Origin of the sequence: Kutzneria viridogrisea DSM 43870 (assembly GCF_000525635.1) — a bacterium.
Taxonomy (GTDB): Bacteria; Actinomycetota; Actinomycetes; order Mycobacteriales; family Pseudonocardiaceae; genus Kutzneria; species Kutzneria viridogrisea.
Map to the genome: position 1 here is coordinate 2,149,051 of NZ_CP007155.1, position 23,643 is coordinate 2,172,693.

25 protein-coding genes are annotated in these 23,643 nt (G+C 71.6%); 21 read left to right on the forward strand and 4 right to left on the reverse strand.

Going from position 1 to position 23,643, the window contains the following annotated elements:
• Window positions 1-91: 91 nt before the first annotated feature.
• The gene (locus KALB_RS09765) at window positions 92-1,903 is read right to left on the reverse strand and encodes an AMP-dependent synthetase/ligase (RefSeq protein ID WP_025355537.1); all 1,812 of its coding nucleotides are present in this window, start codon (window positions 1,901-1,903) and stop codon (window positions 92-94) included.
• Between the two features lie 57 nt (window positions 1,904-1,960).
• Here KALB_RS09765 and KALB_RS09770 point away from each other — a divergent pair, with 57 nt between their 5' ends.
• The 6 genes from KALB_RS09770 (at window position 1,961) to KALB_RS09795 (ending at window position 6,301) form a co-directional block, all read left to right on the forward strand.
• Window positions 1,961-2,395: a hypothetical protein gene (locus KALB_RS09770; protein ID WP_042220304.1), complete on the forward strand. Its 435-nt coding sequence runs from the start codon at window positions 1,961-1,963 to the stop codon at window positions 2,393-2,395.
• Between the two features lie 77 nt (window positions 2,396-2,472).
• On the forward strand, window positions 2,473-3,261 hold the full coding sequence (locus KALB_RS09775) for a metallophosphoesterase family protein (protein ID WP_025355539.1): 789 nt from the start codon (window positions 2,473-2,475) through the stop codon (window positions 3,259-3,261).
• 20 nt (window positions 3,262-3,281) lie between these two features.
• Complete coding sequence (locus KALB_RS09780) at window positions 3,282-3,722, forward strand: SRPBCC family protein (RefSeq protein WP_025355540.1); 441 nt, start codon at window positions 3,282-3,284, stop codon at window positions 3,720-3,722.
• 14 nt (window positions 3,723-3,736) lie between these two features.
• A complete protein-coding gene (locus KALB_RS09785) occupies window positions 3,737-4,948 on the forward strand; it encodes an ArsA family ATPase (RefSeq protein ID WP_025355541.1) in 1,212 nt (403 codons plus the stop codon).
• Between the two features lie 4 nt (window positions 4,949-4,952).
• On the forward strand, window positions 4,953-5,330 hold the full coding sequence (locus KALB_RS09790; protein WP_025355542.1) for a hypothetical protein: 378 nt from the start codon (window positions 4,953-4,955) through the stop codon (window positions 5,328-5,330).
• 8 nt (window positions 5,331-5,338) lie between these two features.
• Window positions 5,339-6,301 carry an ROK family glucokinase gene (locus tag KALB_RS09795; RefSeq protein ID WP_025355543.1) on the forward strand — a complete coding sequence of 321 codons (963 nt, stop codon included), beginning with the start codon at window positions 5,339-5,341 and terminating at the stop codon, window positions 6,299-6,301.
• Here the strand turns inward: KALB_RS09795 and KALB_RS09800 are convergent.
• Entirely contained in the window at window positions 6,252-6,734 is a 483-nt protein-coding gene (locus KALB_RS09800) for a hypothetical protein (RefSeq protein ID WP_025355544.1), read from the reverse strand. The genes KALB_RS09795 and KALB_RS09800 overlap by 50 nt on opposite strands.
• A gap of 184 nt (window positions 6,735-6,918) precedes the next feature.
• On the opposite strand from KALB_RS09800, the gene KALB_RS09805 reads away from it, so the two are divergent.
• The 5 genes from KALB_RS09805 (at window position 6,919) to KALB_RS09825 (ending at window position 12,185) form a co-directional block, all read left to right on the forward strand.
• Window positions 6,919-7,599, forward strand: coding sequence for a lysophospholipid acyltransferase family protein (locus KALB_RS09805; RefSeq protein ID WP_025355545.1), 681 nt, complete (start codon window positions 6,919-6,921; stop codon window positions 7,597-7,599).
• 115 nt (window positions 7,600-7,714) lie between these two features.
• Complete coding sequence (locus KALB_RS09810; protein ID WP_025355546.1) at window positions 7,715-8,218, forward strand: polyadenylate-specific 3'-exoribonuclease AS; 504 nt, start codon at window positions 7,715-7,717, stop codon at window positions 8,216-8,218.
• Between the two features lie 102 nt (window positions 8,219-8,320).
• Complete coding sequence (locus tag KALB_RS09815; RefSeq protein WP_025355547.1) at window positions 8,321-9,346, forward strand: 6-phosphofructokinase; 1,026 nt, start codon at window positions 8,321-8,323, stop codon at window positions 9,344-9,346.
• 671 nt (window positions 9,347-10,017) lie between these two features.
• Window positions 10,018-10,737, forward strand: coding sequence for a response regulator transcription factor (locus KALB_RS09820; protein ID WP_025355548.1), 720 nt, complete (start codon window positions 10,018-10,020; stop codon window positions 10,735-10,737).
• Complete coding sequence (locus KALB_RS09825) at window positions 10,734-12,185, forward strand: sensor histidine kinase (protein ID WP_025355549.1); 1,452 nt, start codon at window positions 10,734-10,736, stop codon at window positions 12,183-12,185. Before KALB_RS09820 ends, KALB_RS09825 begins: the two co-directional genes overlap by 4 nt.
• Here the strand turns inward: KALB_RS09825 and KALB_RS09830 are convergent.
• Entirely contained in the window at window positions 12,176-13,141 is a 966-nt protein-coding gene (locus KALB_RS09830) for a ribose-phosphate diphosphokinase (protein ID WP_201771900.1), read from the reverse strand. The genes KALB_RS09825 and KALB_RS09830 overlap by 10 nt on opposite strands.
• A gap of 134 nt (window positions 13,142-13,275) precedes the next feature.
• Here KALB_RS09830 and KALB_RS09835 point away from each other — a divergent pair, with 134 nt between their 5' ends.
• A complete protein-coding gene (locus KALB_RS09835; RefSeq protein ID WP_025355551.1) occupies window positions 13,276-13,749 on the forward strand; it encodes a hypothetical protein in 474 nt (157 codons plus the stop codon).
• Here KALB_RS09835 and KALB_RS09840 read toward each other — a convergent pair.
• On the reverse strand, window positions 13,705-15,093 hold the full coding sequence (locus KALB_RS09840; protein ID WP_025355552.1) for a class II 3-deoxy-7-phosphoheptulonate synthase: 1,389 nt from the start codon (window positions 15,091-15,093) through the stop codon (window positions 13,705-13,707). The two genes, KALB_RS09835 and KALB_RS09840, sit on opposite strands and share 45 nt — an antisense overlap.
• Before the next feature lie 55 nt (window positions 15,094-15,148).
• Between KALB_RS09840 and KALB_RS09845 the strand changes: the two genes are divergently transcribed.
• From KALB_RS09845 to KALB_RS09885, 9 genes are all read left to right on the forward strand, one after another.
• Window positions 15,149-16,156, forward strand: coding sequence for a DUF2891 domain-containing protein (locus tag KALB_RS09845; protein ID WP_025355553.1), 1,008 nt, complete (start codon window positions 15,149-15,151; stop codon window positions 16,154-16,156).
• A 158-nt stretch (window positions 16,157-16,314) separates the two neighbouring features.
• Window positions 16,315-17,076 (forward strand): DeoR/GlpR family DNA-binding transcription regulator, encoded by a 762-nt coding sequence (locus tag KALB_RS09850; RefSeq protein ID WP_025355554.1) that lies wholly within the window; start codon window positions 16,315-16,317, stop codon window positions 17,074-17,076.
• Window positions 17,073-17,978, forward strand: a complete 906-nt coding sequence (locus tag KALB_RS09855) for a 1-phosphofructokinase family hexose kinase (protein ID WP_025355555.1) — start codon at window positions 17,073-17,075, stop codon at window positions 17,976-17,978. Before KALB_RS09850 ends, KALB_RS09855 begins: the two co-directional genes overlap by 4 nt.
• A 12-nt stretch (window positions 17,979-17,990) precedes the next feature.
• On the forward strand, window positions 17,991-18,992 hold the full coding sequence (locus tag KALB_RS09860) for a 2-hydroxyacid dehydrogenase (protein WP_025355556.1): 1,002 nt from the start codon (window positions 17,991-17,993) through the stop codon (window positions 18,990-18,992).
• Window positions 18,989-20,455 carry an FGGY-family carbohydrate kinase gene (locus KALB_RS09865; protein WP_025355557.1) on the forward strand — a complete coding sequence of 489 codons (1,467 nt, stop codon included), beginning with the start codon at window positions 18,989-18,991 and terminating at the stop codon, window positions 20,453-20,455. The genes KALB_RS09860 and KALB_RS09865 overlap by 4 nt, the downstream gene beginning before the upstream one ends.
• Before the next feature lie 9 nt (window positions 20,456-20,464).
• Entirely contained in the window at window positions 20,465-21,223 is a 759-nt protein-coding gene (locus KALB_RS09870; RefSeq protein WP_025355558.1) for a hypothetical protein, read from the forward strand.
• On the forward strand, window positions 21,223-22,005 hold the full coding sequence (locus KALB_RS09875; RefSeq protein ID WP_025355559.1) for an energy-coupling factor transporter transmembrane component T family protein: 783 nt from the start codon (window positions 21,223-21,225) through the stop codon (window positions 22,003-22,005). The genes KALB_RS09870 and KALB_RS09875 overlap by 1 nt, the downstream gene beginning before the upstream one ends.
• The gene (locus KALB_RS09880) at window positions 22,002-22,838 is read left to right on the forward strand and encodes an energy-coupling factor ABC transporter ATP-binding protein (protein ID WP_025355560.1); all 837 of its coding nucleotides are present in this window, start codon (window positions 22,002-22,004) and stop codon (window positions 22,836-22,838) included. The genes KALB_RS09875 and KALB_RS09880 overlap by 4 nt, the downstream gene beginning before the upstream one ends.
• Entirely contained in the window at window positions 22,835-23,632 is a 798-nt protein-coding gene (locus KALB_RS09885; RefSeq protein WP_030107891.1) for an energy-coupling factor ABC transporter ATP-binding protein, read from the forward strand. Before KALB_RS09880 ends, KALB_RS09885 begins: the two co-directional genes overlap by 4 nt.
• Window positions 23,633-23,643 lie beyond the last annotated feature (11 nt).

Here is a 23,643-nt window from a genome sequence, read left to right on the forward strand (position 1 = left end):
ACGGGAAGTGGTGTGAGCCGCGCGGGGCAGCGTGGCCCTTCCAGCACTGGGGGTCGGATGGCCCGCGTTCGCGCGGGCCATCCGTCAGCACCTACTTCGCGTAGATCGCGTCGATGTCGGCCGCGTAGGTCTTGGCCACCACCGTGCGGCGCAGCTTCAGGCTCGGCGTCATCTCCCCGCCCGCCTCGGTGAAGTCCACCGGCAGGATGCGGAACTTGCGGATCGACTCGGCCTTGGACACCGCCTTGTTCGCCTCGTCCACGGCGGCCTGCACCTCGGCGACCAGTTCGGGGTCGGTCAGCATGTCGGCGACCGGGGTGGCCTCCGGCCTGCCGTGCGCGCTGAGCCAGGACGGGAAGAACTCCGGGTCGATGGTCACCAGCACGCCGATGAACGGCTGCTTGTCGCCGACGACCATGCACTGGCTGATCAGCGGGTGCGCGCGCAGCCGGTCCTCCAGCACGGCGGGGGAGACGTTCTTGCCGCCCGCCGTGACGATGATCTCCTTCTTGCGGCCGGTGATCCGCAGGAAGCCCTCCTCGTCCAGTTCGCCGATGTCCCCGGTGTGGAACCAGCCGTCCTGGATGGCCTCGGCGGTGGCCTCGGGGTTGTTCCAGTAGCCGCGGAACACCACGTCGCCCTTGATCAGGATCTCCCCGTCCTCGGCGATGCGCGCCGAGGTGCCCGCCACCGGACGGCCCACGGTGCCCACCTTGAACGCCGAGCGCACGTTGACGAAGGCCGCCGCGGTGGTCTCGGTCAGGCCGTAGCCCTCCAGCACCGGCACGCCCACCCCGCGGAAGAAGTGCGCCAGCCGCTCGCCCAGCGGGGCGCCACCGGACACGGCCGCCTCGCAGCGCCCGCCCAGCGCGGCGCGCAGCCTGCTGTAGACCAGCTTGTCGAACAGGGTGTGCTTGAGCTTGAGGCCCAGGCCAGGGCCGCCGGTGTCCAGCGAGCGGCTGTAGGCCACCGCGGTCGCCTCGGCCGCGTCGAAGATCTTGCCCTTGCCCTCGGAGTGCGCCTTCTGCTTGGCCGTGTTGTAGACCTTCTCGAACACCCTGGGCACGGCCAGCACGAAGTCCGGCCGGAACGAGCCCAGGTCGGGCACCAGGTTGCGCACGTCGGGGGTGTGCCCCAGCGTGGACCGGGCGTACACCGAGCACAGCCCGATGACCCGCGCGAACACGTGCGCCATCGGCAGGAACAGCAGCACGGCGTGACCGGGCTGCATCAGCTCCGGGAAGGCCGCCATGGCCGCGCGCACCTCGGCCAGCAGGTTGCGGTGGGTCAGCTCACAGCCCTTGGGCCGCCCGGTGGTGCCCGAGGTGTAGATCAGCGTGGCGGTGTCGCTCGCGGCCACGGCCTTGCGGGCGGTGCGCACCTGCTCCTCGGTGACCTCGGCACCCAGCGCGACCAGCTCGTCCACCGCGCCCGGGGCGCCGTCCCCGCCGGGGCCCTCCAGCTGCCAGACGTGCCGCAGCTCGGGCAGCCGGTCGACCACCGAGTCCACGGCGGCGCGGTGCGTGGTGGTCTCCACCACGACGGCCCTGGCCGAGGAGTCGGCGAGGATCCACTCCACCTGGTCGGCCGAGGAGGTCTCGTAGATCGGCACGGACACCAGCCCGGCCGCCCAGATCGCGTAGTCCAGCAGGGACCACTCGTACCGGGTCTTGGACATCAGCCCGACCCGGTCCCCAGGCTGAAGACCGGCCCCGAGCAGGCCCTTGGCGAGGGTCGTGACCTGGGCGGCGAAGTCCTTGGCGGTGACGTCGACCCAGGTGCCGTCCACCCGTCGTCGGAAGCTGATCGCGTTGCTGAACCGCTCCGCGTTCGCCCACACCATGTCGGTGAGGTTCTCGTCTTCGGCCACTGTGGCGGTGGCGGGAACGCTGAACTCGCGCACGGTTCACCCTCCGGGAACTGACGATGTTACCGGTGAGGAAACCTAGCGTGCCGAACGATGTCAACGGTAGGCCGCCCGGTGGTTGCGCAGTCGTGTCGTGGCACCCTGCTGCCCGTGCCCGCTCTTGACCTCGTCGACGAGACCTTCCTGGTGGTGCCGCCCGCCGCGGTCGCCGCCGTGTTCGCCGAGCCCGCGAACTGGCCCCGGTTCTGGCCGGACCTGACCCTGGCGGTGTACGCCGATCGGGGGGACGAGGGCCTGCGCTGGACCGTGGCCGGCGCGCTGGTCGGCACCCAGGAGGTGTGGCTGGAGCCGATGCTGGACGGCACCCTGCTGCACTACTTCCTGCGGGCCGACCCGCCCGTGCCCTTCCGCGGTCAGAAGCAGCGGTTGCGGGCCCTGCGGCAGCGCCAGCACGCGGCCAAGGCGGTGGCGCTGGACCTCAAGGCCGAGCTGGAACAGGGTCGTGAACCGGGGCTGCCGCCGCGCTGATGCCCGCCCCTGGCAAGCAGATCTGCCACGCTGATGCTCGACCCTGGCAAGCAGATCTTCGGCATAAGGTGGACCCCGTGCGGGTCCACGTCGTCTCCGATGTCCACGGCAACTCCGAGGCGCTGGCGCGGGCCGGTGAGGGGGCCGACGCGCTGTTCGTGCTGGGTGACCTGCTGGACTTCGTGGACTACCACGACTACTCCGGCGGCATCATGGGCGCGGTGTTCGGACCGGAGAACGTGGCCCGGTTCGCCGAGTACCGCAAGGGCAGGCGCAACGCCGAGGCGGTGGCCTTCGTGCGCTCCCTGTGGGCCGGGCTCGGCGGGCAGGCCGAGGTGGTCCGCGAGGCGGTGCGCGAGCAGTACAAGCGCCTGTTCTCGGCGATGACCGCGCCGACCTACGCCACCCCGGGCAACGTGGACGACCCGAGCCTGTGGCCGGAGTTCGCCGGGGCAGGGGTCACGGTGCTGGACGGGCAGACCACCGAGGTGGGCGGTCTGCGGGTGGGCTTCGTGGGCGGCGCGCTGCTGCCACCGGGCGCCGAGGTCCGGCGCAACGGGGTGTGGCAGCCCTACCTGCGCTTCGACGAGGACATGGTCGACCCGCTGGCGGCGCTGGGCGAGGTGGACGTGCTGTGCACGCACGTGCCGCCCGCGGTGCCGGAGCTGACCTACGACGTGGTGGCGCGTCGGCCGGAGATCGGTTCGGTGGCCCTGCTGGAGACCATCCGCCGGACGCGGCCGAGGTGGTCGCTGTTCGGCCACGTGCACCAGCCGCTGTCGCGCAGGGTACGGCTGGGCAGCACGGAGTGCGTCAACGTCGGGCATTTCCAGCGCACGGGTACGCCGTACGTCCTGCGCTTCTGAGAACGGGTAGCCTCCCGGACATGGCCGACGAGTCCACCCAGTCCATCGTGATCGACGCCGAACCCGCGCGGATCATGGCGGTGATCGCGGACTTCGCCGCGTACCCGGAGTGGGCGAACGGGGTGAAGTCGACCGAGGTGCTCTCCGCCGACGGCGACGGGCGGGCCGAGCAGGTGCGCTTCCAGCTCGACCAGGGCCCGGTCAAGGACGAGTACACCCTGGCCTACACCTGGGCGGCCGACGGGCGGTCGGTGACCTGGAAGCTGGTCAAGGGCCAGATGCAGAAGGCGCAGACCGGCAGCTATCGGCTGACCCCCTCGGGCGGTTCCACCGAGGTGACCTACTCGCTGGCCGTGCAGCTGGCCATCCCGATGATCGGGCTGTTCAAGCGCAAGGCCGAGAAGATGATCATGGACACCGCGCTCAAGGAGCTCAAGCGCCGCGTCGAGAACGCGGGCTGAACGGGTACGAGCACGTGAAGGTCCTGCTGTTCACCGGCAAGGGCGGGGTCGGCAAGACCACCCTGGCCGCCGCGACCGCCGCCGCCCTGGTCGAGGGCGGGCGCAAGGCGCTGGTGGTGTCCACCGACCCGGCGCACTCGCTGGCCGACGCGATCGGGCACGAGCTGGGCAGCGCGCCCACCGAGATCGGCGACGGGCTCTGCGGGGCGCAGATCGACACCAGGGGCCTGGTCGACGGCGCCTGGCAGGAGATCCGCGACCACCTGCGCACCCTGCTGGCCGGGGCCGGGGTGGACGAGCTGGACGCCGAGGAGCTCACCGTGCTGCCCGGGGTCGAGGAACTGCTCGCCCTGACCGAGGTGCACCGGCTGGCCGCGTCCGGGCTGTGGGACGTGGTCGTGGTGGACTGCGGGCCGACCGCCGAGACCCTGCGGCTGCTCGCGCTGCCCGAGGCCGTCGCGGGCTACCTGGAGCGGCTGTTCCCCACCCACCGCCGGGTCGTGCGCGGCCTGCTCGCGGGCATGGCCGGGTCGGCGACGGTGGAGCGCTGGGACTCGGCCGCCGACGCGATCGGTCGGCTCAGCGAACACCTGGCCGCCGTGCGCCAGCTGCTGGTGGACCACGAGCGGACCAGCGTGCGGCTGGTGCTCACCCCGGAGCGGGTGGTCGCCGCGGAGACCCGGCGCACGCTGACCGCGCTGGCCCTGCAGGGCATCCGGGTGGACGGCATGATCGCCAACCGGCTGGTGCCCGACGCGGGAGCGGCCAAGGGGGCCGCCGCGGGCTGGCTGCGCACCCGCCGGGCCGAGCAGGAGACCGTGCTGGCCGAGCTGCGCGCCGCCGAACTGCCGGTGCGCACCGTGGGGCACCGGGCCTGCGAGCCGGTGGGCCTGCCCGCGCTGCGCGAACTGGCCGCCGAGCTGTACCCGGACGGGGAGCCTCTGGCCACCGAGGCCGCACCCGAGGCGCGGCTGCTCACCGTCACCGGTGACGGCGGGCGCGGGCTGGACGCCAGCTACGAGCTGCGGGTCGCACTGCCGCTGGCCGCCGACAGCGATCTGGACCTGGCCAGGGTGGACGAGGAGCTGTCGATCACGGTGGACGGCAGGCGGCGGCTGGTCGCGCTGCCCGCGGTGCTGCGCCGCTGCGAGGTCACCGGGGCGCGGCTGGACGACGAGGGCCTGGTGGTGGGGTTCCGGCCCGACCCCCGGCTGTGGATGCGGTGATGGCGTGACCAGTTCCGAACAGGACCCCAGCGCGAAGGTCAAGGCGGAGTTCCGGCTGCTGCTCGACGCGGTGGCGGACAAGGCCGAGCCCTGGTTGCAGCGGCTGAGCACCGGCGAGGGCGGCGGCCAGGCGGCGCACGCCCCCGGCACCTGCGACTGGTGCCCGGTCTGCGCGGTGGCCGCCGTGCTGCGCGGTGAGCACTCCGAGTTGGCCGCCAAGGCCGCCGAACACGCCGCCGGGCTGCTGTCCGTGCTGCGGGCGGCCGTGCAGCAGCAGCCCGCGGCCAGTGAGCCGGAGCCCGCCCCGCAGCCCGAGGACCAGCCCCCGCCGAGGGTGCAGCGCATCGTGGTCCAGCGCGGCGGTGCGGAGCCGCGGTGCTGACCGTCGGCATCGACGTCGGCGGCACCAGTGTTCGGGCGGGTGTGGTGGACTCCCGCGGCGCCGTGCTCGACACCACGCGAACCAGCACCCCCTCCGGCGGCGCCCCGCTGGAGGAGGCCATCGCCGCCGCCGTCACCGAACTCGCCCAGCGGCACGAGGTGTCCGCGGTGGGCCTGGCCGTGGCCGGGTTCGTCAGCGAGGACCAGCGCACCGTGCGCTTCGCCCCGCACCTGGCCTGGCGGGACGCCCCCGTGGCCGAGGTGATGAGCCAGCGCCTGGGCATGCCCGTGGTGCTGGAGCACGACGCCAACGCGGCGGCACTGGCCGAGCACCGGTTCGGGGCCGCCCGCGGCGCGCGGGTCGCCGTGCTGGTGGCGCTGGGCACCGGCATCGGCGGGGCGCTGCTGGTCGAGGGCAGGCTGTTCCGCGGGGCCTACGGGGTCGCGCCCGAGCTGGGCCACCTGCGGGTCGTGCCCGGCGGGCGGGCCTGCCCGTGCGGCAAGCAGGGCTGCTGGGAGCGGTACTGCAGCGGGACCGCGTTGAGCGCGACCGCCGAGGAGCTGATGCGCCGCTACCCCGACGCGCCCACGGTGCTCGCCGACGGTCCGGCCGTCACCGGGCGGCGGGTGGCCGGTGCCGCGCGCGAGGGCGATCCGGTGGCCCAGCGGGCCATGGCGGAACTGGCCAAGTGGCTCGGTGAGGGGTTGGCGCTGGTCGCCGACGTGTACGACCCCGAGGTGGTGGTGATCGGCGGCGGCGTGTCCGAGTCCGCCCCGCTGTTCCTGGACGAGGCACGTCAGCGCTACGCCAGCGCGGTCACCGGTTCCGGGCACCGGCCGCTGGCCCGCATCCGCACCGCGCAGCTCGGCGACGACGCGGGCATCGTCGGCGCCGCCGCGCTCGCCCGCGACCTGGCCGGGGCTACAGCTGCGCCCCGTGGTCGTCGGACGGCGGTCCCTGGCGCATCCTGAGCACCAGCCAGCCCACCCCGCTGGTCAGCGCGATCAGCGCCAGCGGGGTGGCCTGCGCGGTCTCCAGGCCGACCACGCCGGGCACCGCGATCAGCCCGACCCCGATCAGCAGCAGGACCACGGCCACCACGGTGGTCACCCGGGGCTTGGGGAACGGTGGCGGGTCGGGCGGCACGTAGTGCTCCTCGTCGGAGCCCAGCGCCCAGTCCCAGTCCTTCTCACCGGCACGCCAGCTCGAGGCCGGTGCTGGTGGTTCCACCGGCCTGCCGTCCTCCGCGGCCTCAGCCGCCGCGGCCGCGCTGTCCTGCCCGGTGGCGGGCTGGTCCTCCGGCCACCGGGCGCCGACGCCGTCGCGCTCCAGTCCGGCCACGATCTCGGCGAACGCCGCGTCGACGTCCTCCGGTCCATCGGTGTTGCCTGATCGCCCAGTCACCCGGCCTCCACTCGCTGACTCGGCCGACGAGCCGCGTGGTCACTCCATACTCGCACGAGGCGAGCGCCACATGGAGTTCAGCGGATCACTTCTCGCTCCGATGGTCCATGAGCGGTCGTTGTGCAGCAGTACGCCGGATCTCTACGCTGATCGATCCGGTGACCGGCGGGAGGAGCCGTAAGCGGTGCTCTACTGGGTGATGAAGTACGTCCTGCTCGGCCCGCTGCTGCGGGTGTTCTTCCGGCCGAAGGTGCGCGGCCTGGAGCACATACCCGCCGAGGGCGGGGTGATCCTGGCCAGCAACCACCTGTCGGTGGCCGACTCGTTCTTCCTGCCGCTGATGGTGCCCCGGCGGATCACCTTCCCGGCCAAGCGCGAGTACTTCACTGGCACCGGGGTCAAGGGCACGCTCAAGCGCTGGTTCTTCACCGGGGTCGGCCAGGTGCCCATCGACCGGTCCGGGGCCTCCGCGGCACAGGCCGCGCTGGACACCTGCGTGCGGCTGCTGCGTGCGGGGCACATCGTCGGCATCTACCCCGAGGGCACCCGCTCCCCGGACGGGCGGCTCTACAAGGGCAAGACCGGGATCTCCCGCATGGTGCTGGAGGCCGGGGTGCCGGTCATCCCGGTGGCCATGGTCGGCACCGACAAGGCCAATCCCATCGGTTCCAAGATGTGGCGGCCGTACCCGATCCAGGTGCACATCGGCAAGCCGCTGGAGTTCTCCCGCTACCAGGGGCTTGGCGGGGACCGGTTCATCGAGCGCTCGATCACCGACGAGATCATGTACGCCCTGATGGAGCTGTCCGGGCAGGAGTACGTGGACGTCTACGCGGCGAAGGTCAAGGAGGCCCAGGCGGCCTGAGCCGACGTGTCATGACAGTGCCGTTCGCGACACCAGACGTCAGCAACGGCACTGTCATGACACGCGAGATGGGCCCGGCACCGGCCCCTTGACGGGTGGCCCCTAGGCTGGCGACGTGCGGTTCTTCTACGACTGCGAGTTCATCGAGGACGGTCTGACCATCGAACTGGTCTCGATCGGGGTTGTCGACGAGGAGGGCCGCGAGTTCTACGCCGTGTCCACCGAGTTCGACCCGGGTCGGGCGGGCCAGTGGGTGCGCAACAACGTGCTGCCGAAGCTGCCGCCGCCCGCGGACAGGGCCTGGCGCAGCCGCTCGCGCATCCGCGATGAGCTGCTGGAGTTCCTCTCGCCCAACGGGGAGAACGCGGAGCTGTGGGCCTGGTACGCGGCCTACGACCACGTGGCGCTGGCCCAGCTGTGGGGCGCGATGCCCGCCCTGCCGAGGTCCTTGCCCCGGTTCACCAGGGATCTGCGCCAGCGCTGGGAGGACGTGGGCCGTCCGAAGCTGCCCTCGGCGCCCACCGACGCGCACGACGCCCTGGCCGATGCCAAGCACAACCTGGCGCGCTGGCAGGTGATGGAGCAGGAGCGGCTGAGGAGGGGTTTTCCGCACCGTTAGCAGGTCATGCTTGCTGCACCGATACAGTCCGTGAAACCCTGTGTTAACAGGTCGCCAGTGATGCCGACCACACCCCCTTGGACTGTTGAGAGAGGCGAGTAGATGCGCATCGGTGTGCTCACCGGCGGTGGCGACTGTCCCGGCCTGAACGCGGTGATCCGCGCTGTGGTCCGCAAGGGCATCGAGGTGCACGGCTGGGAGGTCGTGGGCTTCCGCAACGGCTGGAAGGGTCCGATGGAGGGCCTGACCAAGCAGCTGGGCCTGGACGAGGTCGAGGAGATCCTGGCCAGGGGCGGCACGATCCTCGGGTCCTCGCGGACCAACCCGTACAAGGTCGACGGCGGGGTCGGCCAGATCAAGAAGGTGCTGGCCGAGCACGGGGTCGACGCGCTGGTGGCCATCGGCGGCGAGGACACCCTCGGCGTGGCCAAGCGGCTGACCGACGACGGCGTGCCGGTGGTCGGCGTGCCCAAGACGATCGACAACGACCTGGGCAACACCGACTACACCTTCGGCTTCGACACCGCGGTGCACATCGCCACCGAGGCGATCGACCGGCTGCGCACCACCGCCGAGTCGCACCACCGCGCGCTGGTCGTGGAGGTCATGGGCCGCCACGCGGGCTGGATCGCCCTGCACTCGGGCCTGGCCGGCGGCGCCAACGTCATCCTGGTGCCCGAGCGCCAGTTCAGCGTGGACAAGGTCGTGGAGTGGACCCAGCGCCGCTTCGAGCGCCAGTACGCCCCGATCATCGTGGTGGCCGAGGGCGCCATGCCCGAGGGCGGGGCCGAGGTGCTGACCTCCGGTGAGAAGGACGCCTTCGGGCACGTCCGGCTCGGCGGCGTGGGCACCTGGCTGGCCGAGGAGATCGCGCAGCGCACCGGCAAGGAGTCCCGCGCGGTCGTGCTCGGCCACGTGCAGCGCGGCGGCACCCCCACCGCCTACGACCGGGTGCTGGCCACCCGCTTCGGCCTGCACGCGGTGGACGCCGTGGCCGAGGGCGACTTCGGCGTGATGGTGGCCCTGCACGGCACCGATATCGTCCGGGTGAAGCTGTCGGAGGCCACCGCCGAGCTGAAGACCGTGCCGCTGCACCGGTACGAAGAGGCCGAGGTCTTCTTCGGCTGAGCTTGCGAAGCCGAACGATCGAGCGCAGTGGCTGAGCTTGCGAAGCCGAACGATCGAGCGCAGTGGCTGAGCTTGCGAAGCCGAACGATCGAGCGCAGTGGCTGAGCTTGCGAAGCCGAACGATCGGGCGCAGTGGCTGAGCTTGCGAAGCCGAACGATCGGCGCAGCGGCTAATCAGCCATCGGCTGACAACGAGTTCTGAAAAAGAGATTGCCCGGATCCTCGGATCCGGGCATTCTTGTGTCATGGCGAGCGAAGGAAAGTTCCTGGTGCTCGGCCGAGAGGAGCCCTGCGCACCGATGAGGTGATCCGGGCGATGCCGGTCGGGTCGAAGTGGTGCGTGTGCGTGCTGGGGGTCTGTGCGGGTTCGAATCCCGTCCTGCCCGAGCGCTGGCGGTGGCGTTGTCGTGGCTGGTTGCTCACCTGGAAGAGCGGACCCTTCTGCTCACTTCGACCCGACTTTTACCCATCATTGATTCGCGTTCCGAACGATTTCGGTGATGCGAATGTTCGTCCTGCCCGAAAGGAGGAAAAAACGATGACAAAGATGCGCCTCCTGAGGGTGGGCGGCTGCCTCCGCGCGCTGGGCCCGTTCCCCAAGCCCTGGCCGGTCGGCAAGTGATCTGTCCTGGAGCAGCCCCGTCGGACGACGGGGCTGCTCTAATGGAGGGGTGTCCACTTCCTCCGCGCAGACCAGGGTCCTGGTGGTCGACGACGAGCCCAACATCGTCAACCTGCTCAGCACGGCGCTGAAGTTCGTCGGCTTCGACGTGGCCGCCGCGGTCAACGGCCGGGAGGCCCTCGAGCAGGCGGTCGCCTACCGGCCGGACGTGATCGTGCTGGACGTGATGCTGCCCGACCTGGACGGGTTCGGGGTGTGCACCCGGCTGCGCGACGCGGGCATCGACGCCCCCGTGCTGTTCCTCACCGCGCGCGACGCCAGCGAGGACAAGGTGCACGGGCTGACCCTGGGCGGGGACGACTACGTCACCAAGCCCTTCGACCTGGACGAGCTGATCGCCCGGGTCAACGTGCTGCTCAAGCGCGGTCGCACCGAGCGGCAGGCCAGCAACCGGCTGCGGGTGGGCGCGGTGGAGCTGGACCAGGACACCCACGAGGTGTGGAAGGACGGCGAGCTGGTCCGGCTGTCGGCCACCGAGTTCCAGCTGCTGCGCTACCTGATGACCAACGCGGGCCGGGTGCTGTCCCGCGCGCAGATCCTCGACCAGGTCTGGAACTACGACTTCCAGGGCGATTCGAGCATCGTCGAGACCTACATCTACTACCTGCGGCGCAAGCTGGACGACCAGGACAACCCGCTGATCCACACCGTGCGCGGGGTCGGCTACCTGCTGCGGGCCTCCGCGGTGCAGACCAGCGGGGGGAGATGATCGGGGTGCGACTGCCGAAGCTGACCTCGCTGCGCTCCCGGCTGCTGGTCGGGGTGCTGGCGGTGACCGCGGCCGGGCTGCTGACCGCCGACGTGGTGGGCGTGGTCGCGCTCAGCTCGTACCTGGACAAGCGCACCGACTCGCAGATCTCCGACGCGCTGGGCCAGTCCAGGGCCAAGGTGGGCGCGGACGGCCGGGTGCAGGGCAAGGGGCCCACCGATGACCTGTGCACCGTGATCGTGATCGACGCCAAGGGCGTGGTCGCCCAGCGGCTGGGCAACGTCACCGGGGTGCCGGTGCCCGGCCTGGACCAGTTGCGCGGCTACGCGGCGACCTCCGCGCCGGTGACCCTGACCGGGGACCAGAACAACTTCCGCGCGGCCTTCGCCGAGCTGCCCAACGGGCGGTTCCTGATGGTCTCGCAGGTGCTGAAGTGGTCGGACGCCACGGTGTACCAGCTGATGGCCATCGAGGCGGTGGTCACCGCGCTGGCGCTGGTGCTGGCCGCGGTGCTGGCGCTGCGGGTGAGCCGCTTCGTGCTGCGCCCGCTGGACCGGATGACCGACACCGCCGAGCTGATCGCCGACGGCGCGTTGCAGCACCGCGTGGACGTCACCGGCTCGCCCGCCGAGGTGGCCCGGCTGGGCGGCTCGCTCAACCAGATGCTGGGCCGCATCGAGCACTCCTTCGCGCAGCGCAAGGCCGCCGAGGAGGGGCTGCGCCAGTTCGTCGCGGACGCCAGCCACGAGCTGCGCACCCCGCTGACCTCGATCACCGGCTACGCCCAGCTGGTGCGGCACGGGGCGCTGAGCGACCCGGACAAGCTCGCCGACGCGATGCGCCGGGTCGAGGAGGAGGCCAAGCGCATGGCGGCGCTGGTCGACGAACTGCTGCTGCTGGCCCGCCTGGACCAGGGCCGCCCGCTGGAGCGCCAGCCGGTGGACCTGGTGGAGCTGGCCGGGGGCGTGGTGGCCGACGCCAGGGTCGCCGCCCCGGACCGGGTCGTGCGGGTGCGGGCCGAGCCGGGGGAGCACACCGTGTGCGGGGACCGGGCGCGGTTGCACCAGGTGGTGGCCAACCTGCTGGCCAACGTGCGGGCGCACACGCCCGCGGGCACCCCGGCCGAGCTGCGCATCTCGCGGGCCGGGGAGTACGAGCTGATCGACGTGGTGGACAGCGGCCCCGGCATCGCCGAGGAGCAGCGCGGACGCGTGTTCGAGCGGTTCTTCCGCGGGGACGCCTCGCGGCGGCGCACCGGTGGTCCTGGCGAGGGCACCGGCCTGGGCCTGAGCATCGTGGCGGCCATCGCCGCCGCGCACGGCGGGGACGCCAGCGTGGTGCCGCACCAGGAGGGGGCCTGGCTGCGGGTGCGGCTGCCCGCGACGGGCGGCGCGGACGGCCCAGCGCCGACCCGTTCGGCCAAGCGGCCGGTGTCCAGTCAGCTCTGAGCCGGGGCCTGGTCGAACAGGGCGCTGACGGACTCGCCGTCGTGGATGCGGTGCACGGCCTCGGCCAGCGCGGGCGCGATCGACAGGACCGTGAGTCCGGGCACGCGTTCCTCCTCCGGGATGGGCACGGTGTTGGTGCAGACGATCTCGGCCACCTCGGGCTGGGCGCTGATGCGCTTGAGCGCGCCCCCGGCGAACAGGCCGTGCGTGCAGGCCACCCGGACGGTCCTGGCGCCCAGGTCGCGCAGGCGGTCCAGCAGTTCCAGCACGGTGCTGCCCCTGGCGATCTCGTCGTCGAGCACGATGATGTCGCGGCCGGAGACCTCGCCGATCACCGAGCTGATCGCGACCTTGTCGTCGGCGAAGCGCTGCTTGGCCCCGGCGGCCACCGGCACCCCGAGCATGCGGGCGAAGTGCGAGGCCTCCTTGGCGTTGCCCAGGTCCGGTGACACCACCGTGGTGTTCGACAGGTCGTAGCGGCGGAAGTGCGCCGCGAGCTCGCGCAGGGCGTGCAGGTGGTCCACCGGCACGCTGAAGAACCCGTGCACCTGCGGGGAGTGCAGGGTCATCGTCAGCACCCGGCTCGCCCCCGCGGCGACCAGCAGGTCGGCCACCAGGCGCCCGCCGATGGAGATCCGCGGGGCGTCCTTCTTGTCCGAGCGGGCGTAGGAGTAGTGCGGCATGACCACGGTGACCCGGGCCGCCGAGGCGCCGCGCGCCGCGTCGATCATCAGCAGCAGCTCGACCAGGTTGTCCTGCACGGGCTTGACCAGTGGCTGGATCAGGAACACGTCCCGTTCCCGGCAGTTGGCCTGCAACTGCACTTCCAGGCAGTCGTTGGCGAACCGCCGCACCCGCACCGGGTGCAACGGGACCTCCAGGTGGGCGCAGATCTCGGCTGCGAGTTCGGGGTGGGCACTGCCGCTGAAGATCACGATGTCCCGCACTCGCCACATGCTACCGAGAGCCAAAGAAGTTGACGGTACAACAAGCTCCCAGTCAACTCTGAGCTGATCTCGAAGCTGTTCTCATCCCCGTGCTGTGAGCTTGGCGGTGAAGTCACCACCGCCGCCGCAGGGGGAACACCACCATGGCCATCGAGTCGGCGCTGCGCCCGGCCGGAGGAGCCCGGCGCGGACCGCGCGCGTGGCGGCTGGCCGTGGCCTACCTGCTGTCCCTTGCGGCGACCACGCTCAGCAATGCCGTGCTGGGACCGATCGGGCTGGTCGTGTTCTCCGCCCCCGACGACTTCTGTGCCTTCGAACCGCACTGGTCGGTGCCGGTCAGCGTGGCCGCGATCAGCGCGCTGACCCTGACCTGGGCCCTGCTGGCGCCCCGCGTGCGGCAGCCGAGGCTGCGGTTCTACCAGGTGGTGCGCGGTGTGGTGCTGGCCTCGCTGCTGCCCAGCGCGTTGCTGCTGGTCACCTGGCGGTCCCTGCTGGGCGTGGTGACCCTGGTGCTGATGATCCTGGTCGGCGCCAGCGCGACCTACCTGGCGCTGACCAGGATCGCGCCCGCCTCAGGCGCGCAGCATCTCGGCGACGAGGAAGGCCAGCTCCAGTGACTGCTGGGTGTTCAGCCTCGGGTCGCAGGCCGTCTCGTAACGACCTGCCAGGTCGGCGTCGGAGATCTCCTGCGCGCCGCCAAGGCACTCGGTGACGTCCTCACCGGTCAGCTCGATGTGCACGCCACCGGGGTGCGTGCCCAGCTTGCGGTGCACCTCGAAGAAGCCCTGCACCTCGTCCACGATGCGGTCGAAGTGGCGGGTCTTGTAGCCGGTGGTCGACTCGTGGGTGTTGCCGTGCATCGGGTCGCACTGCCAGACCACCTGGTGACCCGAGGCGGTGACCTTCTCCACGATCCCGGGCAGCACGTCGCGCACCTTGTGGTTGCCCATGCGGCTGATCAGCGTGAGCCTGCCGGGCACGTTGTGCGGGTCCAGCCGCTCCACGTACTCCACGGCCATCTCCGGCGAGGTGCCCGGACCGATCTTCAGGCCGATCGGGTTGGCCAGCAGCTCGGCGAAGGCGATGTGCGCCCCGTCCAGCTGGCGGGTCCGCTCACCCACCCACAGGAAGTGCGAGGACAGGTCGTACAGCTTGGGGGTGTCCCCGCTGGTGTCCATGCGCAGCATCGCGCGCTCGTAGTCCAGCAGCAGGGCCTCGTGGCTGGCGAAGATCTCCACGGTGTGCAGCGTGTTGTGCTCCACCCCGCAGGCCGCCATGAAGCGCAGGCCGCGGTCGATCTCCCCGGCCAGCGCCTCGTAGCGCTCACCGGCCGGTGAGGTGCGCACGAAGTCCTTGTTCCAGTCGTGCACCTTGGTCAGGTCGGCCATGCCGGTCGCGGTGGAGGCGCGCAGCAGGTTCATCGCCGCGCTCGCGTTGGCGTAGGCGCGGATCATGCGCGAGGGGTCGGGCACCCGCGCCTCGGGCGTGGCCACCAGCGAGTTCACGATGTCGCCGCGGTACACGGGCAGACCCAGTGCGTCCAGCGCGTTGGAGCGGGGCTTGGCGTACTGCCCGGCGATGCGCGCCACCTTGACCACCGGCAGGCTCGCGCCGTAGGTCAGCACGACAGCCATCTGCAACAGGGTGCGCACGTTCGCGCGGATGTGCGGCTCGGTGTTGCTGGCGAAGGTCTCGGCGCAGTCCCCGCCCTGCAACAGGAACGCCTCGCCCCTGGCGACCTCGGCCAGCCGGTCGCGCAGCAGGTCGATCTCCGCGGGCACGGTGATCGGGGGCACGCTCTCCAGCACGGTGCGCGCCATGCGGGTGTGCTCGGGGTCGGGCCACTCCGGCTGTTGGGCGGCGGGCCTGGCCAGTGCGTCGTCGAGAAGCTTGCGCAGCGTCGGCGGCAGCGGTGGCAACTCGGGAAGGGTGTCCACCGGCACGTCCACGGTCCAGTTCACCGGTTCAGTCTAGAGCCCGCAGGTTGGACGGAACGGCCGAACCTTGGGATGGGTCATGATGGCCGACGTGAACCCCGAACGCCTACTCGCCCTCGCCGTGGCCAACCTCCAGCGTGACTACCCCGTGCACTGGACGCACGTGATCTCCAGCGAGGCCGAGCTGGTGCCGCAGCGGGTGCGCCATCCCGTGTTCGCCGGTTCCTTCGACTGGCACTCCTGCGTGCACCAGACCTGGCTGGTCACCCGGTTACTCCGGCTGTACCCGCAGGTCGAGGGCGCCGCGCAGGCCAGGGCGGTGCTGGACCGGTTGATCACCGCCGAGGGCTGCGCGGTGGAGGCCGAGTTCTTCGCGGGCGATGCGGGCAGGCACTGGGAGCGGCCCTACGGCTGGGCCTGGCTGTTCGTGCTCGACGCCGAACTGCGGGTCGGTGAGCTGCCCTGGGCCGAGGCGCTGCGCCCGCTGACCGCCGTGCTGCGCCGCCGCTGGCTGGACTGGATCCGCGCCGCGCGGCTGCCCATCCGTGTCGGAACGCACACCAACAGCGCCTTCTCCACCGGCCTCGTGCTCGACGCCGCCCGCGCCACCGGCGACACCGAACTCGCCGAGGCCTGCGCCGAGGCCGCGCTGCGCTGGTTCGCCGCCGACCGCGACTACGGCGCCTACGAGCCCGACGCCTTCGACTTCTTCTCGCCCGCGCTCGTCGAGGCCGACCTGATGAACCGGGTCCTGGGCGGCGCGGAGTTCACCGCCTGGCTGGAGGCGTTCCTGCCCGACCTGGCAGGCCCGCGCTGGCAGGCGCTGCGTGAGCCGGTGCCCGTCGCCGACCCCACCGACCCGTACGAGTCGCACCTGATCGGCCTCGCGCTGACCCGGTCCTGGTGCTGGCGCTCACTCGGCGCAGCCCTGCCCGCCGGTCACCGGTTCGCCCCGCTGGCCGCCTCCGCCGCCGAGACGCACCGTGCCGCCGGCTGGGACCTCGTCTTCGGCAACGGGTACGGCGCCGACCACTGGCTCGGCACGTTCGCGGCCTACCTGGAGATCGGCGCTTACTCGGCGGAGTGAGCGGCCCGCGGTCGCCGTCCTGCCGCCGTGAAGGTGGCTTTCACTGCGCTGGGCGCAGTGAAAGCCACCTTCACGGCGTTTGGGGCCTTGACGAGCGGGGCAAGCAGAAGTAGACAGAAGCAAACCAACACCGAAACCAACAGAGGCGGGTGCCCTCGGTGTACGCCAGGGAGCGGCAGCGGCAGATCGTGCGGCTGGCCAGGGACGTGGGGCGGGTGGACGTGGCCCCGCTGTCCGCGGAGCTGGGGGTCACCCCGGAGACGATCCGCCGGGACCTGACGACCCTGGAGGAGCACGGCCTGCTGCGCCGGGTGCACGGCGGGGCGATCCCGGTGGAGCTGTGGGGCCTGGAGGACCAGTTGGCCGCCCGCGAGGTGGTCATGACCCAGGAGAAGGCCCGCATCGCGGAGGCGGCGCTGGCGGAGTTGCCCGAGCAGGGCGCCATCCTGATCGAGTCCGGCTCGACCCCGGCGAGGTTCGCGGAACTGCTGCCCAGGGACCGCGAGCTCACGGTGATCACGCCCGCCCTGCCGGTGGCCCAGCTGCTGGCGGCGAGGCCGAACCTGACGGTGCTGACCCTGGGCGGGCGGGTCCGGTCGACGACCCTGGGCGAGGTGGACGGCTGGGCGGTGCAGCGGCTGCGCGAGGTCTACGCCGACGTGGCCTTCCTGGGCACGAACGGGCTGTCGGCCACGCGCGGGCTGACCACGCCGGACCACGCGGAGGCCGAGCTGAAGGCGTTGATGCTGCGGGCGGCCCGGCACCGGGTGCTGCTGGTGGACCACTCCAAGATCGGTGTGGTGCGGCTGCACCGGTACGGCGATCTCGGTGACGTGGACGTGGTGATCACCGACACGGGGCTGGCGCCGGAGCTGGCCGAGGAACTGGAGTCGCACGGGCCGAGGGTGGTGCGCGCGTGATCGTCACGCTGACGCCGAACCCGAGCCTGGACCGCACGGTGACCGTGGACCGCCTGGTGCGCGGTGAGGTGCTCCGGGTGGGCGAAGCGGTGCTGGAACCCAGCGGCAAGGGCGTGAACGTGGCGCGGGCCCTGGTGCACAACGGACACGCGGCACTGGCAGTGCTGCCGGTGGGCGGCGCCGTGGGCGAACAGCTCCGCGCCATGCTGGACGTGCCGTGCGAAGCAGTGTCTATTGTGGACAGTCTGCGGGTCAACGCCAGCGTGGTGGAGCCGGACGGCACGGTGACGAAGCTGAACGAGCCGGGGCCGCGACTGTCCACTGAGGAATGCGACGAGCTCGCGCAGGCCTCGCTGCGGGCGGCGCGGGGTGCCGATGTGCTTGTGCTGAGCGGGAGTCTGCCACCAGGGGTTCCGTCGGGGTTCTACGCGGAACTGGTCCGCACGGCCGAGGTGTCGGTTGTCGTGGACAGCTCGGGGGTGGCGCTGTCGGCGGCGATCCCGGCGCGACCCGCCCTGGTGAAGCCGAACCTGGACGAGCTGGCGGAACTGGTCGGGCGGCGGCCCGGCACGATCGGCGAGGTGGTGCAGGCCGCCGACCAGGTGCGCTTCGCGGGGGCGAACGCGGTGCTGGTCAGCCTCGGCGCCGACGGGGCCCTGCTGGTGGACGAATCCGGTGCTGTGCATGGAGAAGTCCGCGTCGAGCACGTTCGGAACACGGTTGGTGCGGGGGATGCGCTGCTGGCGGGACTGCTGGCCAACGGCGATCTCGGTGAGGCGCTGGCGTACGCGGCGGCCGCGGTGAGCAGTCCAGGCACGCAGGCCCCGCCGGTGACCGAGGAGCACCGGGCGGCGGTGCGGTTGCACCATGCGGTTGAGTTCGACCGCCGACTGGCTCGCTGAGAGGAGACCGGCTTGCACACCTTGGTGATCGGGGACCACTTCATCCCCGCCGAGTACTACGTGGACGCCCTGGGTGTCGCATGTGGACCGAACTTCGGTCCGGTGAGGACAGTCCAGTGGGCGGGGGACAAGGCTGCGCAACACGAGGCGCAGCAACGCATGGAGTGGGAAGGGCCTGACGCGGTCCCGGTGCCCGAGGAGATCGTCGCGGCGGCGGCCGAGGCGGAGGTGCTGGCGCTGCACTTCGCGCCGGTGCCCACGGCGGTGATGGACGCGGCGCCGAACCTGAAGGCCGTCGCGGTGGCGCGGGCGGGTCTGGAGAACGTGGACCTCGCTGCCGCGAAGGAGCGCGGTATCGAGGTCATGGGCGTCGCGGGGCGCAACGCGAGTGCGGTGGCCGAGCTGTCGATCGGGCTGATGCTGTCCGAGGCGCGGGACATCGCCAGGGCCGACGCGTCGATCAAGGCGGGCGGCTGGCGCAAGCAGTTCCCCGCACCGGGACAGGAGATCTCGGGCTCCACGGTGGGGCTGGTGGGCTTCGGACACGTGGGCAGGCACCTGGCGCGCAAGCTCTCGGGGTTCGCGCCGCGACTGCTGGTGCACGATCCCTTCGTGTACGAGGAAGAACTGGCCGAGTACGGGGCGCAGGCCGCCAGCATGGAGGAAGTCTTCGCGCAGGCGGACTTCCTCAGTGTGCAGGCGCGGGTGACCCCGGACAACGAGCGGTTCATCGGGGCGGAGCTGCTCGGGCTGATGAAGCCCAGTGCGTACTTCCTCAACGTGGGGCGCAGCAGGCTCGTACGGTACGAGGACCTGTACCAGGTGCTGGCCGCCGGGCGGATCGCGGGCGCGGCGCTGGACGTGTACGACGAGGAGCCGCTGCCGGTGGACTCGCCGTGGCGCAAGCTGGACAACGTGACGCTCACCCCGCACTACGCCGGGGACACCTTGGCCACCAACAGGACCTCCGCGCGGCTGGTGGCCGAGCGGATCGCCGCGCTGGCCCAGCCGTGACCGGCTACCTGCTCGGAGTCGACGCCGGGCAGACCTCCACCAAGGCGGTGCTGTTCGACCTGACCGGACGGGCCGTGGCGGTCGGGGCCGCGCGGTGCCCGACGGTGAGCCCGCGGCCGAGGTGGGTGGAACGGGACCTCAACGAGGTGTGGCGTGCTGCCGGGGAGGCGATCCGCGGCTGTCTCGGCGAGATCGACCCCGGGCAGGTGCTGGCGGTCGCGGTGGTCGGGCACAACGACGGGCTGTACGCGGTGGACGCGGCCGGTGAGCCGGTGCGCCCGGGGATCACTGCCATGGATTCCCGGGCGCACCAAGAGGTCCAGCGCTGGCGCACCGCGGGGATCTTCGAGGAACTGCTGGCGCTCACCGGGCAGGTGCCGTTCGAGGCTTCGCCCTCCGCGTTGCTGGCGCACCTGTCCGCGCACGAGCCACAGGTGCTGGAATCCGCGCGCTGGCTGCTGTTCTGCAAGGACTGGCTGCGGTTGCGGCTGACCGGGGAGATCGCCACCGACCGCACCGAGGCCAGCGCCTCGTTCTGCGAGGTGCGCAGCGGGCAGTACAGCGAACGGGCGCTGGAGTTGTTCGGGCTCAACGAAATCCGGGACAAGCTGCCGCCGATCCGAGGCTGTGCCGAGGTGGTCGGCGAGGTGACGGCCGAGGCCGCCGGGTTCACCGGGCTGCGCGCGGGCACGCCGGTGGTCACCGGGGCGCACGACGTGGACGCCGCCGCGGTCGGCGACGGGGTGCTCTCGGCGGGCCAGCTCGCCTTGGTGGCAGGCACGTTCAGCATCAACCAGGTGATCTCCGACGCGGTGGCCGTGGACCCGCGCTGGCAGGCCCGCGCGTTCCTGCTGCCGGGCCGGTGGCTGAACATGTCGACCTCACCGGCCTCGGCCACCAACCTGGACTGGTTGCTGCGCACGGTGATCGGCCCGGTCCCGCACGAGCAGATCGACGCCGAGATCGGCGAGGTGCTCGCCGAGCGGTCCGATGTGGTGTTCCACCCGTTCCTGTACGGCTCCCCGCACGGGCCCGAGGCCTCGGCCTCGTTCCTCGGCCTGCGCGGCTGGCACACCCGTGGGCACCTGCTGCGCGCGCTCTACCAGGGCGTGGTGTGCAACCACCGCACGCACGTCGGCGCACTGCGCGAGGCGTTCCCGATGCACGGCACGGCAAGGCTTTCCGGCGGCGGCGCGCGCAGTTCGGTGTGGCCGCAGCTGTTCGCCGACGGGCTGGGCGTGGACGTGGAGATCACCGACACCGAGGAGGCCGGGGCGCGCGGTGCAGCGGTGCTCGCGGGCATCGGTGTCGGCGTGTGGCCGGACCTGCACAGCGCCGTGGCCGACACGGTGCGGGTGCGCCGGAGGTTCACCGTTGACCCGATCGGCGCCGAGCGGTTCGACAGCCACTACCAGCGGTACCTGGACCTGATAGGGGCTCTCACACCGGTCTGGACCAGTTAGGCTCCTGCGGTGCGACCCTCCGTCAAGATCGCGGCAGGCACGCTCGTCGTGCTGGCCACCTACGTCTACCTGGTGCTGGAGCGGCCCGGGGTGAGCGGGATCGGCGCGCTGGTCGCGCTGGCGGGCTACCTGCTCGGCTCGGTGCTGATCATCCTCGGCGCCACCGACCGGCTGTCCACCTCGGCGGTGGCACTGGTGCCGGTCGCGATCGCGATCAACATCGTGGTCGGCCAGCTGGCACTGGCCACCGGCATCCCGCTGTACCTGGACTCGATCGGCATCGTGCTGGTCGGCGTGCTCGCCGGACCGGCGGCCGGGGCCGCGACCGGGGCGCTGACCTGCGTGATCTGGGGGCTGACGATCAACCCGACGATCATGCCCTTCGCGGTGACCGCCGCCGAGATCGGCACGCTGGCCGGTCTGGCCGCGATGGTCGGCGCCTTCCGCAGGCCGTGGTGGGCGGCGCTGAGCGGGCTGCTCACCGGCATCGTGTCCGCGCTGGTGTCCTCGCCGATCTCCGCCTTCGTCTACGGCGGGGCCACGACCTCGGCGGGCACCACGGCGGTGGTCGGCGTGTTCCAGGCCTACGGCAACACCCTGTTGGCCTCCACCACCCTTCAGGGGTTGATCTCCGACCCGCTGGACAAGACGGTGACCTTCTCGCTGACCTTCCTGATCCTGCTCGCGCTGCCCGCCCGGTTCCGGCAGCGCTTCGCCTTCGCCCGCAGCCACCGGGTGTTCGCCCGCCGCGTCGCACTGGAGGCGTGATGGCGACCCTGGACTTCTACCAGGCGGGCCGCAGCCGGGTGCACGGCTGGAACCCGGTCACCAAGCTGTCGCTGAGCCTGACCCTGGTGGTCACCGCGTTCGCACTGCCGGTGCTGTGGTGGCCGGTGGCCCTGCTGGTGCTGGTGCTGCTGCCCGCGGTGCTCGCCAGCGGGGTGCAGCGCCGGTTCCTGGCCACGATGAGCCGCTTCCTGCTGCCGGTGATCCTGCTGCTGTTCGTGATCCAGGGCCTGTTCTACCCCGGCGGCGGGCAGGTCCTGCTCACGCTCGGCCCGCTCTCGGTGCACGCCGACGGCCTACTGTTCGCCGCGCGCACCGCCCTGCGCCTGGTGGTGCTCACCGGTTCCTTCCTGTTCCTGCTGCTCACCACGCACCCCGGAGACCTGATGACCGCGCTGGTCGCCCGCGGGCTGCCGCCGAAGATCAGCTACGTGGTGTCGGCGACCCTGCAGATCATCCCGGCGTTCCGCCAGCGGGCCCAGGGCATCCTGCAGGCCCAGCGCGCCCGGGGCCTGCGCACCGACACCGGGTTGGTGAGCCGGGTCCGCGCACTGGTCCCGCTGATCAGCCCGCTGATCCTCGGTGCACTGTCCGAAGTGGACGAGAGGTCGATCGCCATGGAGGCACGGGCCTTCGGCTCCACGGCGCGGCGCACCAGCTACACCGTGATCCCGGACTCCACCGCACAGCGGCTCGCCCGCTGGCTCATGCTGCTGGCGGCGCTGACCGCGATCGCCCTGACCACCACGGGGGTGGTGTCGTGATCACCGTTGACAAGCTCGGCTACACCTACCCGGAGACCGCGCGCCCGGTGCTGCGCGAGATCGACCTGAACGTCCCGAGTGGACAGTTCCTCGGTGTGGTCGGCCCCAGCGGGGCGGGCAAGACCACGCTGGCCCAGGCCCTGGCCGGGTACATCCCACACGTGCTCGGCGGCGAGGTCACCGGCCGGGTGGAGATCGGTGGGCTGCACGTGGTCGACACCCCGCTGCCGGACCTGGTCACCCGCGTGGGCATGGTGTCGCAGAACCCGTTCAACCAGATCTCCGGCGCGAAGTTCACCGTGGCCGAGGAGTTGGCCTTCGGGCTGGAGAACCTCGGTGTGCCGCGCCAGGACATGCTGATCGCCGTGCGGGAGGTGTTGCGGCGCCTGCGGATCGAGCACCTGGCCGAGCGTTCGCCCTACGAGCTGTCCGGCGGCCAGCAGCAGCTCGTCGCGCTGGGGGCGATGTTGGTGATGAACCCCGACGTGCTGGTGCTGGACGAGCCGACCTCCCAGCTCGACCCGGCGGGCAGTCGGCTGGTGTTCGAGGCACTGGGTGAGCTGCGCAGTCGTGACATCACGGTGGTGCTGATCGAACACAAGATCGAGCGGTTGGCGGAGTTCGCGGACAGGGTTGTCGTTCTGGTGGATGGGGAACTGCGCATGGACGGTCCACCTGGGACAGTGCTGGCCGCGCCCGAGCTGGTCGAGTGGGGCATCGGCCACACCCGGTTCACCACCGCCGCGGTGCGGGCCGGTGGGCGCTGGCCCTCCGGTGCCGCGCTGCCGGTGACCCTGGACCAGGCCCTGGCCGGGTTCGGGGGTGCGCGGTGAGCATCCAGGTCGAGGACCTGCACTACACGTACTCATCGGGAACCGTTGCGCTGCAAGGCGTTTCACTGTCCATTGCAGACGGTGAGCGGGTGGCGATCGTGGGGCAGAACGGGGCCGGCAAGACCACGTTGGTGCGCCACCTCAACGGGATCTTCCGCGCCACGGGCGGCCGGGTGCTCGTCGACGGGCAGGACCTGGCCGGGCGGGAGATCGCCGAACTGGCCCGCACGGTGGGCTACGTGTTCCAGAACCCCAACGAGCAGCTGTTCGCCAGGACCGTGCGGGCCGAGGTGGAGTTCGGGCCGCGCAACCTCGGGTACGACCGCGCGCGGCGTGACGAGCTGGTCGACTGGGCGCTGACCGCGACCCGGCTCACCGAGCACGCCACGTCCCACCCGTACCACCTGTCCCTCGCGGAGCGAAAGCGCGTGGCGATCGCCTCGGTGCTGGCCATGGACACGCCCGTCGTGGTCTTCGACGAGCCGACCACCGGCCAGGACCACGCCGGGGTCCGCGACGTCAGTGAGGTGATCGCCCAGTTGCACGCCAGGGGCCGCACGGTGATCGCCATCACGCACGACATGGACTTCGTGGCCGAGAACTTCGACCGGGTCGTCGCGATGGCCCAGGGCCGGGTGCTCGCCGACGGCACGGTGCACGAGGTGTTCGCCGACGCCGAGGTGGTCGCGGGCGCCGCGGTCGAGGCGCCCGCGATGATGCGGCTGGCGCAGGGCCTGGGGTGGACCGAATCCGTGACGACCGTTGAGCGCTTCGTAGCGGTCTTGGCGCGGTGAAGGATGCTCGC

Excerpts from the sequence above, each read along its gene's own strand:
- KALB_RS09770 (WP_042220304.1), top strand. The coding sequence starts at position 1,961 with ATGTCAACGGTAGGCCGCCCGGTGGTTGCGCAGTCGTGTCGTGGCACC.
- KALB_RS09780 (WP_025355540.1), top strand. The coding sequence starts at position 3,282 with ATGGCCGACGAGTCCACCCAGTCCATCGTGATCGACGCCGAACCCGCG.
- KALB_RS09815 (WP_025355547.1), top strand. The coding sequence starts at position 8,321 with ATGCGCATCGGTGTGCTCACCGGCGGTGGCGACTGTCCCGGCCTGAAC.
- KALB_RS09825 (WP_025355549.1), top strand. The coding sequence starts at position 10,734 with ATGATCGGGGTGCGACTGCCGAAGCTGACCTCGCTGCGCTCCCGGCTG.
- KALB_RS09830 (WP_201771900.1), bottom strand. The coding sequence starts at position 13,141 with ATGTGGCGAGTGCGGGACATCGTGATCTTCAGCGGCAGTGCCCACCCC.
- KALB_RS09835 (WP_025355551.1), top strand. The coding sequence starts at position 13,276 with ATGGCCATCGAGTCGGCGCTGCGCCCGGCCGGAGGAGCCCGGCGCGGA.
- KALB_RS09845 (WP_025355553.1), top strand. The coding sequence starts at position 15,149 with ATGATGGCCGACGTGAACCCCGAACGCCTACTCGCCCTCGCCGTGGCC.
- KALB_RS09875 (WP_025355559.1), top strand. The coding sequence starts at position 21,223 with ATGGCGACCCTGGACTTCTACCAGGCGGGCCGCAGCCGGGTGCACGGC.